Annotated in this window: 15 protein-coding genes; 5 read left to right on the top strand and 10 right to left on the bottom strand. The window is 52.9% G+C overall.

Going from position 1 to position 15,159, the window contains the following annotated elements; all coding sequences use genetic code 11:
* Nucleotides 1-2 precede the first annotated feature (2 nt).
* From GU926_RS17330 to GU926_RS17305, 6 genes are all read right to left on the bottom strand, one after another.
* Nucleotides 3-1,268 (bottom strand): glycosyltransferase family 2 protein, encoded by a 1,266-nt coding sequence (locus GU926_RS17330; protein ID WP_160694121.1) that lies wholly within the window; start codon nucleotides 1,266-1,268, stop codon nucleotides 3-5.
* Nucleotides 1,265-2,566, bottom strand: a complete 1,302-nt coding sequence (locus GU926_RS17325; protein ID WP_160694119.1) for an ABC transporter ATP-binding protein — start codon at nucleotides 2,564-2,566, stop codon at nucleotides 1,265-1,267. Before GU926_RS17325 ends, GU926_RS17330 begins: the two co-directional genes overlap by 4 nt.
* 17 nt (nucleotides 2,567-2,583) lie before the next feature.
* On the bottom strand, nucleotides 2,584-3,441 hold the full coding sequence (locus GU926_RS17320; protein ID WP_160694117.1) for an ABC transporter permease: 858 nt from the start codon (nucleotides 3,439-3,441) through the stop codon (nucleotides 2,584-2,586).
* Between the two features lie 192 nt (nucleotides 3,442-3,633).
* Nucleotides 3,634-4,548, bottom strand: a complete 915-nt coding sequence (locus tag GU926_RS17315; protein ID WP_160694115.1) for a glycosyltransferase family 2 protein — start codon at nucleotides 4,546-4,548, stop codon at nucleotides 3,634-3,636.
* A 268-nt stretch (nucleotides 4,549-4,816) separates the two neighbouring features.
* On the bottom strand, nucleotides 4,817-5,362 hold the full coding sequence (locus tag GU926_RS17310) for a hypothetical protein (RefSeq protein ID WP_160694113.1): 546 nt from the start codon (nucleotides 5,360-5,362) through the stop codon (nucleotides 4,817-4,819).
* Between the two features lie 152 nt (nucleotides 5,363-5,514).
* Nucleotides 5,515-6,051: an NUDIX domain-containing protein gene (locus GU926_RS17305; RefSeq protein ID WP_160694111.1), complete on the bottom strand. Its 537-nt coding sequence runs from the start codon at nucleotides 6,049-6,051 to the stop codon at nucleotides 5,515-5,517.
* A 152-nt stretch (nucleotides 6,052-6,203) separates the two neighbouring features.
* Between GU926_RS17305 and GU926_RS17300 the strand changes: the two genes are divergently transcribed.
* The 5 genes from GU926_RS17300 to GU926_RS17280 all read left to right on the top strand — a co-directional run bounded on the left by GU926_RS17300 (nucleotide 6,204) and on the right by GU926_RS17280 (nucleotide 12,137).
* A complete protein-coding gene (locus tag GU926_RS17300; protein ID WP_160694109.1) occupies nucleotides 6,204-6,662 on the top strand; it encodes a DUF2059 domain-containing protein in 459 nt (152 codons plus the stop codon).
* A 251-nt stretch (nucleotides 6,663-6,913) separates the two neighbouring features.
* Complete coding sequence (locus GU926_RS17295; RefSeq protein ID WP_160694107.1) at nucleotides 6,914-7,696, top strand: dienelactone hydrolase family protein; 783 nt, start codon at nucleotides 6,914-6,916, stop codon at nucleotides 7,694-7,696.
* 364 nt (nucleotides 7,697-8,060) lie between these two features.
* Nucleotides 8,061-9,764, top strand: coding sequence for a glycoside hydrolase family 3 protein (locus GU926_RS17290; RefSeq protein WP_232058371.1), 1,704 nt, complete (start codon nucleotides 8,061-8,063; stop codon nucleotides 9,762-9,764).
* A gap of 80 nt (nucleotides 9,765-9,844) precedes the next feature.
* On the top strand, nucleotides 9,845-11,131 hold the full coding sequence (locus GU926_RS17285; RefSeq protein ID WP_160694103.1) for an exo-beta-N-acetylmuramidase NamZ family protein: 1,287 nt from the start codon (nucleotides 9,845-9,847) through the stop codon (nucleotides 11,129-11,131).
* A gap of 16 nt (nucleotides 11,132-11,147) precedes the next feature.
* Nucleotides 11,148-12,137, top strand: coding sequence for an alkaline phosphatase family protein (locus GU926_RS17280; protein WP_160694101.1), 990 nt, complete (start codon nucleotides 11,148-11,150; stop codon nucleotides 12,135-12,137).
* Here GU926_RS17280 and GU926_RS17275 read toward each other — a convergent pair.
* From GU926_RS17275 to GU926_RS17260, 4 genes are read right to left on the bottom strand one after another with little or no spacing between them, the layout of a single operon-like run.
* Nucleotides 12,124-12,903: a CDP-alcohol phosphatidyltransferase family protein gene (locus GU926_RS17275; protein ID WP_160694099.1), complete on the bottom strand. Its 780-nt coding sequence runs from the start codon at nucleotides 12,901-12,903 to the stop codon at nucleotides 12,124-12,126. The genes GU926_RS17280 and GU926_RS17275 overlap by 14 nt on opposite strands.
* Before the next feature lie 57 nt (nucleotides 12,904-12,960).
* The gene (locus tag GU926_RS17270) at nucleotides 12,961-13,332 is read right to left on the bottom strand and encodes a GtrA family protein (RefSeq protein WP_160694097.1); all 372 of its coding nucleotides are present in this window, start codon (nucleotides 13,330-13,332) and stop codon (nucleotides 12,961-12,963) included.
* A gap of 5 nt (nucleotides 13,333-13,337) precedes the next feature.
* On the bottom strand, nucleotides 13,338-13,790 hold the full coding sequence (locus GU926_RS17265; protein ID WP_160694095.1) for a phosphatidylglycerophosphatase A family protein: 453 nt from the start codon (nucleotides 13,788-13,790) through the stop codon (nucleotides 13,338-13,340).
* On the bottom strand, nucleotides 13,791-15,116 hold the full coding sequence (locus tag GU926_RS17260; RefSeq protein ID WP_160694093.1) for an inositol-3-phosphate synthase: 1,326 nt from the start codon (nucleotides 15,114-15,116) through the stop codon (nucleotides 13,791-13,793). It lies immediately after the preceding gene.
* Nucleotides 15,117-15,159: the final 43 nt, after the last annotated feature.

The raw sequence follows: 15,159 nt of genomic DNA, 5'->3' as shown, positions 1-15,159 counted from the left end.
CGTCAAGGTTTTTGGTTCCAGTGTCTGGTGTGTTTTAGGTAAAAAGCCAATCCGGAGAGCAAGCCCGTTACTTGCGCCCACAAGGTCTGGTACTGGAAGGAATAATGAGGGAAGCCGCGTATCGCCAGCCGGCTGTAAGACACCAGCAAGAGTTTGGTTAAGTACTGGGGATAGCCTGCCTTGTGGTATCGGTGCTGCTTGAGGGCTGCCACCGCATGGCCGCGCATGTAAAAGAAAATCTGCCTTTTCAATTCTTGCACGTTCTCGCGGTGCTCATGAAAGACGATGGCTTTGGGGTTGTACAGAATGGTAAAACCTTTGGCCAGCAGGCGGTACCACATCTCAGAGTCGCCGTTACAGCCAGCCGCTCCCGCATCCAACAGCTCGTCAAAATAGCCCACCTCCTGAAACACTTCTCTTCTAAAGGCCATGTTGGCGCCCGCGCCTATCTCCCAGACTGGCGGCCCCTTGGGCAGGGTAGATTTGAAATAGTAGGTGTCATAGACTTTCTCCACAAATCCCCGATTAAAACTCCAGTGCTTCTCAAAAATGCACTGAGCCTCAGACTTAAGGTGCGAGGCCAGCACCAGGCCCGTTAGGGCAGCCACGTCTGGGTTTTGGAAGGACTCCCATACATAATACGCCCACACCGGGTGCACGGTCACGTCATCGTCTACATAAGCGACCACTGGCAGACTGGCTTGCCGGGCACCGGTGTTTCTGGCCACGTCCAGCCCCATTCTGCTCTCCCGTACATAGCGCACCGAAGGGTACTGTTCCACCACCTCTTGGCTGGCGTTGTCTTTGGGCGCGTTGTCTACTACAATAATTTCCTCTGGAAGGCAGGTAAGTTGCAGCAGGCGGTCCAGGCATTGCTGTAGCTGCGGTGCCCGGTTACAAGTGCAGATTACCACAGAAATAGGGACCGTGGCAGGAACCTCCTGCGGAATGGCTTCCTGAAAGACGTCCTGAAAGTAAGGCAGCCACTTTTCCTGTTTCCCCTGCTCCATCCATAGCCGCCAGGACGTTTTAGGCAGACCACTTTGCGCTACGTACATCTCTACGGCCGGCTTAAGCGCGGCACTAACTTTTAATAGCAGCTGCGCCAGAGTAAGTCCTGACCGCGACTCCAGGAAAACGTGGCCAAGGGCCAATGATTTCCACCAGAACACCAGGTATTGGCCCTGCTCCATGTCTAAGAGGTCTGGCAGCGGTAGGCCGTGGCTCAGGTTCAGGTGGTGGATATGGTACGAGGTGGAGGCTTTCATAATCTTAGGGTTGATTCTTCCAGAACCGGCTCTGCACATTTCACCTCAAAAGGAAGCTTTGGACGTACCGCTCCCCACCATTTGCCATACCATAGTATGTCCCCTCTATAGTCTTCCAGGTCAAAGGCCAGGCACTCGTCAAAGTCAAACAAGCCCACCGACGTGTCCTTCACGAAATTGAGTGAGATGTAATAAGAGCCGTCATTGAGGAAATTACCCGGAATGGTGCACTCTGCTTCCATCACGCCCACCTGGCTGGAAACGGGATCTGAGGGCACGTCAAAAATGCATTCGCCGCCAGTGGTGAAAAGCAAAAGCCCCACGCTCAGCTGTATATCCTGTTTTAAGCACCAGAACTGGCACTGGACCGTGAGCGGCACGCGTATGTCCAAAGGGTCATCTGGGTTTTCTAGCTGCGGCACCAGTTCCACTGATTTTATCCTGAGCCAGTCATTGCCGGGAGCCACTGTAGGCGAAGCCCAGGTTTGCTTGAATTTGTGGTGCTGGGCATGATTGAGATATTGGTTGACCACCGTATTTACTCCGCCAAAAGCCTGTAACTCTCCCTTGTTCAGCCAGAGGGCTTTGTCGCAGAGGTTCTTGATGGCTTGCATGCTGTGGCTCACAAACAAAATGGTGCGTCCCTGCGCCTGTGACACTTCGCGCATCTTGCCCAAGCACTTCTTCTGGAAATCTGCATCGCCTACGGCCAGCACCTCGTCCACAATCAAAATATCGGGTTCCAGGTGCGCGGCCACGGAAAAGGCCAGCCGCACGTACATGCCAGAAGAATAGCGCTTCACGGGCGTATCAATAAACTCCTCCACCCCAGAAAAGGCCACCATCTCATCAAACTTGGCCTTTATTTCGGCTTTGCTCATGCCCAGCAGGTACCCGCTGATGTAAATGTTCTCCCGGCCGGTTAAGTCTTGGTGAAAGCCCGTGCCCACTTCCAAGAGACTGCTTACCTTGCCCCTTCCGCGCACGGTGCCTTCTGTGGGCTTCACAATTCTGGAGATGATTTTGAGCAGCGTGGACTTGCCGGAGCCGTTACTGCCAATGATGCCAATGGCCTCGCCGTGCTTAACCTCAAAGTTGATGTCCTGCAGGGCCAGGATGGACTGATTTTCTATGTGACTCGTTTTTTTACCAGATTCTATTGGCACGAAGGGGTCTTGCTTTTTAAGAACGGAACGGGAGAACCACCGCTGCACATCCCGCCGAAACGTACCGGTGCCAATGGTACCCAAACGGTACAATTTATAAAGATGCTCTACCTTGATGACGGTCTCAGACATTGCCCCAATTCTCCTGTTTACACTACATCAATCAATCTATCGCCTTGCTTTTGAAAGAACAGAACAGCCCCCAGCAACAATATTACCGCTAGCACCAAGCTGTACGCCAACTGCATGGGCGTGACCAATCCCTGGCCTAATAAGGCAAGCCGGAACAACTCAAACAGCGGCGTAAGCGGATTGAGCTGCACCACCCAGCGTAATTTTTCTGGAATGACGGTCAAAGGATAAATAACCGGGGTCACGAACATGAGCAGCCGCACGCCCAGACTTACAAGGTTGGTAATATCACGGTACTTGGCCGTGAGCACAGAAAACAAAAGCCCCAGCCCCAACCCTAACAAACCCACCAAGGCAACGGCCGCAGGCAAAAGCAGCAGGTTCCAGGTCCATTGAAAAGCGTAGTCAGTAACCAGACTATAATACAATATGACAGCCAGCAGCATGCCCATCTGAATCAGGAAACGCAGAAACTGGGTGCTCACCACTGAAACCGGCATGATGATTCTAGGAAAATAGACCTTGCTGAACAGTTGAATATTCTCTCTGTAGGTGTTAGACGTGCCCATAAAGCTGTCGCTGAAGAAGTTCCAGAGCACAATGCCCGCGGCGTAGAAGACTACCGGCGGCAAGGCGCCCGTAGAGATGCCCACCAGTTTGTTGAACACCAGCACGTAGGTGGCCAGCGTAAGAACAGGCTGAAACAGAATCCAAAGAGGCCCCAGCACTGTCTGGTTATAGTTGAGAAGAAAGTACCGCCGTACCAACCCTGCCAGCAAATGCCGGTACGCCCACAACTCCTGGGTGCTGTGCGCCCAGAAAGAAGTCTTAGGGGTGATCTCCCAATCCCAATTGGTTGTAGCGGTGCCTGACATAAAACGCCGAGGGAAGCAAGGTGGATGCTGTACAAGTGAGCGCAGGTATACCAACAATACAGCCCGGCAAGCGCCTGGCTATGATATTGTGTGCCGAAGAGAAGGTGAAGTAGCCAATCTGATATTGGATTGACTCAAGAATTATATAGTATTATACGGATAAACCGAATTATACGGCTAACTATTTGTCTGTTAATTTGCCAGCAGCGGCTTTATTTTTTTGTACAACAGAATGAACGGAGCGGGCACCCGGTTTAAGAAATAGAGATAGCGCCACTTCTTCTGGAAAAGGGCAGTGTACCTGGTTCTCTTCTCAATGGCTCTGCTTTGACTTCTGTTTAACGTCATGGCCAGTCTAATACCAGCCTTAAGGGCCTTGACAGCTACTAACTCGTTCTGGTAAAACGCCCCGGGCTGGTACAGGTCACACCAATCTTCTGCGCACGTGTCTCCTTTAAAGGACCGGTCCTGGAGGCCGCTGTACTGCTGGTTATAGATGACCAATGGCTTCGTCAAAAAGGCCACTGGGTGGGCTATGGCTATCCTTCCGCAGAAATAACTGTCCTCCCCGCTCACCATACCCACAGGAAAGCCCCCTACCTCTTCACAAATTTGGCGGGGCACCACGGTAGATGAAAGCCGGGTAATCTTGTAGGTGAGCTCGGCATGAAAATAATCTGGCAAAACACCTTCCGGCAAATCTTTAGGAGGGTCCAGCACCTGGTGCTTCTCTGCCACCTGATGAGCCGAAACGTACAATCCACAGGCCGGATATCGTTCTATGAACCGGAGCATTTCTTCTAAATAAGTAGGCTGCCAGAAGTCATCGGCGTCCAGGAAGGCAATGTAGGGAGCCTGCGCCAGCCGTATGCCCTGGTTGCGGGCAGCAGACACGCCAAGGTTGGACTGATGCACAATGCGTAAGCGGGAATCCTGGAAGGTTTCTACCACCGCCGGTCCTTGGTCTGTGGACCCATCGTCTACAATGATGACCTCAAAGCTGGGGAAGGTCTGGCGCAGCACAGACTGAAGCGTAGCCGCAATGTACGCCCCTTTGTTGTAAAGCGGAATCACCACACTGATCTTCGGGCTCACGGTTTTGCTCATCTACATGCGTTTAGAGGCCCGACGTTCCAGTGTAGGACGGGTAAGGCGCATTACTACAAAGACAAGGGGTTTATGTGTTAAGATGACACAAATGCTCCTATTTTCCTATTGCGGCCAAAAGTTTCTCAGCATTTTGCGCTTTGGTCTTGGTTCACACTTAGCCACTTGCCTCCGCTTTTGGGCTGTTTTCACCAAAATAGCCCAAAAACGAAGAGGCCTGTCCATTTACAGAACAGGCCTCTTCGTTCAAGACAGGTAAGAACCTATCTTAGTGCTTGCCGCCTCTACCGGCAATGTTGGGGTTGTTGACATCGTCTTTGCCCGAGGTGCCAGAAGCAGACTGGTTCCTGTTCTCTGGGTTGCCGCCCTGGCCGGCGCTGCCGCTGCTTTTGCCCCCGCCGGTGCCGTCATTGCCGTTGTGGTTGCCTTTAAAACCGCTGTGGCTGTCGCCTAGGCCGCCGGCATGCGTACCACGACCAGTATCTTTGTCACTTTCCGCACCGCGCGGGCTGTTGCTCACCGGGTTGGAAGAAACCTTACCCAGGCCCTGCGCCTCGCCGCGTCCGCCGCCCTGGCGTCCTAAGATGTCGCCACCGCCGTTTTTATCATCGTGGGCCTGGCCGCGGTCCAGGTTGCCGCCGGCGTCATTCACGTCTTTACGACCGGTAGAATCATAGTTGCCGGTGTTGCCATCCTGCGCCTTGGTGCCATAGTTTTGGCTGGCGAAGGTTCCGTCTTTGCGGTTGTCGCTCTGGTTGTTAGCGTTGTTTTCTTGGTTTCTCTTATTTTCTGAATTCTTATTGTCGTTAGCCATGGTATTTCTTGGTTGAGGGTTAAAAAAATTACACAAGGTGTACCCTGTTTACGAGACCTGGACGGCAGAGTTAATCCTGCCCCATGTCTCAAGCGTCAAAAAGCACGCGTAAACCATCCACGCAACCAGAAAAACAAAGGCCTTGCCAGCACCTACTTCTTGGTAAGGTTGGGCAGCACGTTCATCTCGGCCCACTGCACGGCCATGAAGGTTTTGCCATCCATAAACTCGGCGTCAGCCAGCTCTTGGGGCGAATAGGAAACAGATTGAATGCTTTCATGCTCATCGTCTTTGCCGCCACCTTCGCTCACTTGATGGCTTACCTCGGCGTAGAAGAGCACGATCCGCTCTGAGCACGCCCCCGGCGATGGGTAAAAGGAAGCAATGAACTCCAGCTTGTCCACGGCAAAGCCAATTTCTTCCTCAATCTCGCGGGTGATGGCGTCTTCGGGCTTTTCATCTGGGCTATCCAGCATACCGGCAACCACTTCTACCAATTCTTGCTCCACGGCGGGCCTGAACTGCTTGGCCAGAATGAATTTTTGTTGCCGGGTATTGAAAACGAGCGCGGCAGCGGCGGTGCCTGTTTGGAAGACCTCGCGCTTGAACTCTTCCTGGCCGTCTTTGACCGTGTAGATTTGCAGCTGGTAATGGCCTTTATAAGCGGTTTCTTTCTTGGTGATTTTCATAGAATAGGATTAACAAAACGGGTGCTTTCCGGTTGTAGGGTGGTACGCAGGCGCTGGTGGCGGGTTATTTGATTGTGACTCAGAAAGAATTACCCAAGAGTAAGGCTGTCCCACCCCAGAATGCCGTACATCTTACCAAATCTAGACTATTTATGAGAACATCTTTCTTTTGGGGGCTTCTTCTGCTGTTGGTGACAGCAAGCGGCAGCGCCATGGCGCAAACCCAAAGCAGCCACTACAAAGCCGCCGAAACCCTGCTCCTCACCATGGACACGCCCAAAACCATAGACACCAACCTGCAGCAGATGCTCACCATGCAAATGGAACAGATGCCCGCCATGAAGGAAGCCGAAATTGAGGTCCGTTCCTTTTTTGCCAAATACATGAGCTGGGACGCCATCAAGGAAGACATGGTGAAACTGTACATGGAGGAATTCACTGAGAAGGAACTCAAAGACATGACTGCTTTCTTCAAGACGCCCACCGGCAAAAAACTGGCCGCCAAGCAGAGCACCCTCACCATGCGCAGCGCTCAACTGGGACAGTCCAAGATTCAGCCGCACCTGATGGAATTAGAGCAGATTCTCAGAAGCAAACTAAAGGACAATTAACCTTTTCTTTTTAACCGGTTTACTCCAGGAAATGCCTGTTCACTTTTAAAGGCGGCTGTACTCTCGTTTTTAGCCTCTTTTCCAGAAAACAGCCCAAAAACGACCTGTACACCTTGCAGACCATTCTCTTCCGCGTCATCTTTTTCTGATGTGCTTGCTAAGAAATTCCACTAAAAGAACAGGCAGCGCATGGTTTGTTTTAATTTTTTATGACTTTTGTCTAACAATTATTCAGTTCAGGCACCACTTCTATGAAAACATTATTCACTTTTTTCCTCCTCACATTGCTAATGAGCACCACCCTGCAGGCCCAGAAGATTAAAACGCAGCTTGTTGAATACAAAGACGGACAAACCACCTTGGAAGGCTATCTGGCCTATGATCCGGCCCTGAAAGGCAAACGCCCGGCCGTGCTGGTGGTACATGAGTGGACGGGCATCAATGACTACACCAAAAAGCGCTGCGATGAACTGGCCAAGATGGGCTACGTGGCCTTTGCCGCGGATATTTACGGCAAAGGCGTACGGCCCGCCTCCCCCGAAGCCGCCGGGGCAGAGTCTGGCAAGTACAAAAGCAACCTGCCCCTGCTGCGTTCCAGAATCAACGCCGCCCTGGACCATGTGCAGAAAATGGCCAACGTAGACACTAAAAAGATTGCTGCCATTGGCTACTGCTTCGGAGGAACCACGGTGCTGGAACTGGCCAGAAGCGGCGCCGATGTGGCAGGCGTTGTGAGTTTCCATGGCGGCTTGGGCACGCCCAACCCCTCTGATGCCAAGAACATCATGGCCAAGCTACTGGTGGCCCACGGCGCCATTGACCCGTACGTGCCCCAAACCGAGGTGGAAGGCTTCTTCAAAGAAATGAACGAGGCCAAGGTAGACTACCAGTTCATAGCCTACAGCAACGCCGTGCACTCCTTCACTAACCCTGCCTCTGGCAATGACAACAGCAAAGGCGCCGCCTACAACGCCACCGCAGACAGAAGGTCCTGGGAGGCCATGAAACAGTTCTTCGCCGAGATTTTCAAGTAAACCGATTCAATCAAAGCACTTATAGAAAGAGGGAGCTGCACAGAGCGGCTCCCTCTTTTCGTTTAAAAACCAAGCATACTGCCGTTGTTTCGTTTTTGGCCTCTTTTCTGGAAAATACGCCAAAAACGACCGGCACCCTAATAAGCTGAGGATCAATCAGAAGCCTCCGCTTTCATGACTTGGCGGTAAACGAAAGGCGCAACTCTAACGGTAGATTGGCAGTACAAGTCCCATGCTGAACCACCGTCGGCTAATCCACGCACGCTCCATGTTTTCTTCATCTGCCAGAACCCTTTCTTACTGTTTTTTTGTATTGCTGCTTCTTTTGGGAATAGGCACCTTTTCTTGTAAAGAGGAAAAACCGGTGCACCATACCGTAGTGTTCAAACCCACGCCCATTGAGCCCGAGGACACCATTCAATACCCCAACGCCCTCATCACGGCCCTCAATAGAAAGAACAAGTGGGTAGACTCGGTGTTTAAGCGCCTCACGCCAGATGAACGCATCACGCAACTCATGATGATTGAGGTCTTTTCCAACCAGGGCCCCAAGCATGAGCAAGATGTTCTAAACCTGATCAGGCGCTACAAAGTGGGCGGCATTGTGCTGTTTCAGGGAGGACCAGTGCGCCAGGCTAAACTCACCAACAAATTACAGGCAGCCTCCAAAGTACCCCTGCTCATTGGCATGGACGCCGAAAACGGCATTGGCATGCGCATGGACAGCGCCATGCAGTACCCGCTGCCCATGTTGTTAGGCGCCATCAACAATGACAGCTTGATCTACCGCATGGGCGCCGAGATGGCCTATGAGTTCAAGCGGCTGGGCATGCACCTGAACTTCGCGCCGGTAGTGGACGTCAACAACAACCCCCAGAATCCTATTATCTCGTACAGGTCCTTCGGGGAGAACAAAGAAGACGTGAGTTCCAAGAGTCTGGCGCAGATGCTGGGCATGCAGGACAACGGCATCATTGCCACCGCCAAGCACTTCCCCGGCCACGGCGACACTGATGTAGACTCGCATTATGACTTGCCCGTCATCCCCTACGGCCGTGACCGTCTGGACTCCCTGGAGCTGTATCCCTTCAGGCATTTGATCCAGAGCGGGGTGGGCGGCATGATGGTGGGTCACATTCACATGCCCAAACTGGACAGCACCGCCAACCTGCCGGCTTCTTTGTCCAAGCCCATTGTGACCGGTTTGTTGCGCAAGGAGTTAGATTTTGCCGGCCTCATTTTCACAGATGCCATGGTCATGAAGGGCGTGACCAAATACTTTAAGCCCGGCGAGGCCGAAGTCATGGCCCTGGAAGCCGGTAACGATGTACTGGAACGTCTGGTGAGCGTGCCCAAGGCCCTGGCAGCCATCAAAAAAGCCATTAGGGAAGGAAGACTAAGCCAGAAAGAAATAGACCGCCGCTGCAAGAAAGTGCTGGCCGCCAAACACTGGGTGGGCTTGAATCATTACCAGCCGGTACCCTTAGACAGCCTGTACCAAGACCTGCACAAGTCACGGGCCCATGAAACCCTACGCCGCCTGGCCGAAGGCTCTTTGACGCTGCTCAAGAACAAGAAACACCAGATACCGGTTGAAAACAGAAAACGCCGTTCCATTGCCAGTCTGGCGGTAGGCGCCTCTTCCACCACCGTGTTCCAGAAACGCATTAAAAACCACCTCACGGTCAAGGAATTCTTCCTGCCGCGCAAGAGCAACGTCAAGTACATCAAGAAACTCAGGAAAGAATTGCTCAAGTATGATTTGATTTTGCTCAGCATATACGGGCCCAGCATACGGCCCAGCAACAGCCTGGGCTTGGGGCCAGAGGAAAGGGCGCTCATCAATGAACTGTCCAGAAAAAAGCGCAGCGTGGTGGTTTTGTTTGACAACGCCTACATTCTGGACCATTTCCCAGACATTCACCAGGCCACGTCCATTCTGGTGGGCTACCAGCAGTTGCCGGCCATACAGGCAGCAGCGGCCTCTTTGGTAGTGGGCAATCTGGAGCCGGCCGGCAAACTGCCCGTGACTGTGAATAAGCACTTCAGGTACGGTGATGGCCTTTAGTTTTTGGCCTGTTTTCCAGGAAACAGGCCAAAAACGGAATTCTGGTAGGCTGGCCTTTGGCTTTTGCGTATGTTAGAGTCATGAAGAAAATTGGTTTCTCTATGGCCTTACGCCTGTTTCTAGGTGTAACGGTCCTTCTCTCTGGCGCAGAGCTTTCCTTTGGTCAACAGGTTTCCCTAACTTCCTCAAAACGGGTGATCCTGGGGGTGGAACGGCTTTTCACGCCTGAGTTTCTGCCGCTGCTGCAAGGCAAGCGGGTAGCCGTGCTCACCAACCACACCGGGGTGTTGCCAGATAAAAGCCATTTGGTTGATGCGCTATTCGCCCGAAAGGACGTGAAACTGGTCAAACTCTTCAGCCCCGAACACGGCATACGTGGCGAGGAAGACAACCATGTGGCAGACGCCAAAGATCCTAAGACCTGTCTGCCCATCATCTCTTTGTACGGCAAACTCAGAAAGCCTACTCCCGCTATGTTACAAGACGTGGACGTGTTACTCTTTGACATCCAGGACGTAGGCGCACGATACTATACCTACATCGCCACCATGACCGCCCTGCTGGAAGCCGCCGCCGAGAACAACAAACTCCTCTTGGTGCTGGATCGGCCTAACCCTATTACCGGGTTACAAACCGGCGGAAACGTGGGCACCAACGCGATGCAGCCCGTGATAAGCCCCAACTACCTGCCCATTGTGCACGGCATGACGGTGGGCGAACTGGCCAACATGTTCAACGGCCAGCGCGCGGTGAAAGGACTGCCCACCGCTAATTTAAAGGTGATTCCGCTGCAGCACTATACCCGTACCCAGTGGTTTGACCAGACGGCCCTACCCTGGATCAAACCATCGCCTAACATGATCAACCTCACCACGGCCACTGTTTATCCTGCCACTTGCATTCTGGAAGGAACCAACGTGTCTGAAGGCCGGGGAACCATGCAGCCGTTTGAACGCATCGGGGCGCCCTGGATCAACGGCGAGCACCTAGCCAAACAACTCAACAGCTACCAATTACCGGGCGTTACGTTTAAACCCGTTCAGTTCACCCCAGACAGTGTGGTAGATGGCATCAGGATTTATCCGCCTAAGTTTGTAGGCCAGGTATGCCAAGGCGCCGAAATGGTGGTGACGGACAGAAATGCCTTTGCCGCCGCCAATGCCACGGCTTATATCATTCATGCGCTGTACACGCTCTACCCCAACCAACTGGAATGGAAGAACAGCCGCCTGGACGGCCTCTGGAAAACAGACACCGTCCGGAAACGACTGAAAGCCGGGGAGCACCCCAAAGCCATCATAGCTGATTGGGAAAAAGAGCTGGCGTATTTCAGAAAGGTGCGGGCCCAGTACCTGCTCTACCCATAATGTAAAACCGCTGCGTATGAAACGGCATTCCTCCTGGGCCTCTGCGTTCCAATGGAACCTCCTGATTGGGCTAGCATTATTACTTTTGGGCGGCTGCCAGAAAAAAGCAACTGCCGTCTTGCCAACGTCTAGTCACACCTACCAGACCAAGCATGTGGTAATTCTGATGATTGATGGAGTGCGCTTCTCTGACACCTGGGGTGACTCTACGCACGCGCTTATCCCCAACATGGCTAGGCAGATGGCGCCGCAGGGCGTGTTTCATCCAGAATTCTACAACCAAGGCAAAACGCTAACCAACCCCGGGCACGTGGCCGTGACCACCGGTCATTACCAAAACCTCAAGAACAACGGCACGGAGATTCCAGCATACCCTTCTCTGTTTCATTATTACCGGCTGCACACCAGGGCGCCCGCCACCCAAACCTGGATCATTACCAGCAAAGACAAACTAGAGATTCTGGCTAAAACTGAGTCTACTGATTCCGCAGCGCAGTTCCCTCCCTCTACCAATTCTGGGAACAACGGACTGGGTACCAGTTACAGAGAAGATGCCGTGACCGTGCGCAAGGCGAAGGAGATAATGGGACAGCATCACCCCAAGCTGGTGCTCATCAATTTAAAGGAGCCAGACAGCCAGGGCCATGCCGGCAACTGGGAAGGATATTTGAAGGCCATCCAGCAGAGTGACCAATATGCCTATGACTTATGGCAGTGGCTGCAGCAGGATTCTGTGTACAAAGGCACTACCTCTCTGCTCATCACCAATGACCACGGCCGGCATACGGGAAAGCGGTTCAATGAGCACGGAGATGATTGCGAAGGCTGCCGCCACATCAGTCTGCTCATGCTGGGGCCCGATGTAAAAGCGGGTTTCAGGCCCACCAAAGCTCGCTCACAGGTTGACCTAGCTGCCACCGTGGCAGAACTTCTCCACTTCCCCATTCCCAAACGGGACGGAGAACCCATGCTAGAATTACTGAACAAGAAGGCTAAACCGGAGTAACGGTGTTATCCTTAACCGCCTCAAAAGAGCGGGCTGTCTGTTGGTGCAGTTCCCTGGCTTCTTTTTCTTCTAAAGACTTCTTGGCTCCCATCAATCTGGAGAAAGCCGTTACGTTGGTAAACACCGCCAGAATAGCCAAGGGAAAGGTGAACACAGACATGGTCTCAAACACAGAGAATGGCACGCCCGGAATATGCAGTTTGAAATCTCCGAAGAGGTACGCCGTGAGGCCGCAGAACATGCCGGCCAGGGCAATCAAGACCACGCGCTCGGGCCGTTGGAAGAAGCCGCCCTTGCATTCAATGCCCAGGCCTTCGGCGCGGGCGCGGGTGTAGCTCACCATCATGGACCCAATCAAGGCTACAAACGCAAACAGGGAACTCAGGAAATAATCATGCGCAATGAGGTAGTAACAGATGCCCAGAAACATGACCAGCTCTGAGTAGCGGTCCAGCACCGAGTCAAACAGCGCCCCAAACGTGGAGCCCATGTTGCCCATGCGCGCCACCTGCCCGTCCAGCATGTCAAAAAGCCCGGCCATCATGATCAGAAAACCGGCCCAGCCCACGTAAGCATAGTTGGCCCGGTTCTCGTCTTCGGCCCCGATGATGAAAATGACGGCCACGCCAATGTTCATGATGAAACCGGTCATGGTCACGGCGTTGGGCGTGAACCCCAGTTTAATAAGCAGGCGCACAAACGGGTTTACAATGTAGTAGATGCCTTGCTGCAAAAATCGTTTCCAGGCTTTTTCCTCGGTGCTCATAGGATTGGGGTTCTTTGGAAGATGGATAATGAAAAGTGCCCACGGGGCAAAGGCCGTCTATCTAAAAACGAATTTTTTCTGCAACTGGTAGTTGTACCCAACGCCCACAAATACGGCCGTCACCACTTTGGAGGCTATGTACACCAACCCAGTGTAATGCGTGAGGACATAGACGCCGGCAGCGTTCAGCAGCATGCTTCCCAGCCAGACCAGCATATATTTTACGCCTTGCGCCCGGGTGCTTTTATTCTCAGGTTGAAAGACCCATTTGCGGTTCACGGAAAAATTAAAAACACCCCCGGAAATAGTGCCCAACATGGTACCCAGCACATACCAAACGCCCAGGGTTTCCACCACCACAATGGTGACCAGAAAATCTACCCCCGTGGCCAGCATGGCCGTTGTCTGTGCTTTGAGAAAAGTAAGCATGCGTTTTACGTAAGATAAATAACCACCTGTAGCAGCAGGTTGGCACAGATGCCGGCCAGCACATCATCCAGCATCACGCCCAGCCCGCCTTTCACCTGCTCTGCCTTTCTAATGAAGAGCGGCTTGGCAATGTCAAAGAACCGGAACAGCACCAAAGACGCCAACATGTACGGCCAGGTCAACGGCACCGCAATAAGACTAATGCACATGCCGGCCACCTCATCAATGACCACTTTCTTGTCATCCTTGCCCCAGAATGGCTCCACTTGACTAGCCGACCAAATGCCCAGCAACGTAATGAGCAAACTGGCTAGAATTTGATAAAGTACTACCTCATTCCCATTGGCTTGCAGGGCGTACCAGACCAGACAGGTGGCAACGGCAGCTACCGTGCCGCCGCCTTTGCCTAGGTAACCAATGCCCAGCGTGGAGGAAATGAGGTAGTGCGCTTTAATCATCTACAGGCTTTCCATCAGTTCTTGGTAGTAGTCAAGGCCCAGGTGGGTGATTAGATCTTCGCCCATCATGTGGCGCAGGGTGTTCTGCAGTTTCATGAGCTGCTTGAAGATGTCATGCTCGGGGGCGAGGCCTTCGGCGGTCTGCGGCGATTTATAGTAGAAGGACAGCCATTCCTGGATGCCGCTCATGTTGGCTCGTTGGGCGAGGTCTGAGAACAAAGCTAGGTCCAATACCAACGGCGCGGCCAAGATAGAGTCACGGCAAAGGAAGTTGATTTTGATCTGCATCTGGTAGCCCAACCACCCGAAGATGTCAATGTTGTCCCAGCTTTCTTTGTTGTCGCCGTGCGGCGGATAGTAGTTGATGCGCACCTTGTGGTACATGTCTCCGTAGAGTTCTGGGTTGGACTCTGGCTTGAAGATCTCATCCAGCACGCTCAGTTTGGAGACTTCCTTGGTCTTGAAATTGTCCGGGTCGTCCAGTACGTAGCCATCGCGGTTACCCAGGATGTTAGACGAGAACCAACCCCGTACGCCCAAGGCTCTGGCGTGCAGACCAGGGGCCAAGATGGTTTTCATGAGCGTCTGACCGGTTTTAAAGTCCTTACCCGAAATGGCAATTTCATGCTCCTTGGCCAGTTCTATAATGGCTGGGATGTCTACCGTTAAGTTAGGGGCTCCGTTGGCGAAGGGCACGCCCATCTTCACGGCGGCATAAGCATAAATCATGCTGGGCGCAATGGCGGGATCATTGTTGAGCAAGCCTTCTTCAAAGGCCTCAATGGTTTGGTGAACGGCAGAAGGCTCAATGTATTTCTCAGTAGAACCGCACCACACCATCACCAGACGGTCACAGCCATGTTCTTCTTTGAAGTTTCTAATGTCTTCCATAAGAGCCTCTGCCAGCTCCATCTTATGAGCACCCTCTTTCACGTGGGTACCGTCCAGGTTCTTGGCGTAGGATTTATCAAAAACGGCCTTCATGGGTTGAAGCGCTTCCAATTCCGGCTTCACGGCGTGCAAAAGCATCGGTTCCAGCACCTTGGCGTGCATGGCGGCTTCAAACACGTTGTCGGCGTACACGTCCCAGCCCCCGAAGACGATGTCTTCCAGGTTGGCCAGCGGTACGAAATCCTTGATGAGCGGATGACGGCCTTCGGTGCGCTTGCCCAGGCGTATTCTGCCCATTTGCGTGAGGGAGCCAATGGGTTGCGAGATGCCCTTCTTCACGGCTTCTACGCCGGCAATCAAGGTGGTGGCCACCGCGCCCAGGCCCGGGATGAGGATGCCTAACTTGCCTTCGGCTTTTCTTACTTCATATTCCATAGTATTCTATCTGCTTCGTTAGTTCTATTTCTGAATAAGCGTA

It is taken from the genome of Nibribacter ruber (assembly GCF_009913235.1).
GTDB classification, from domain to species: Bacteria; Bacteroidota; Bacteroidia; order Cytophagales; family Hymenobacteraceae; genus Nibribacter; species Nibribacter ruber.
The sequence above is the reverse complement of the archived record's forward strand: the minus strand, read 5'-3'. Positions and strand labels throughout refer to the sequence as shown.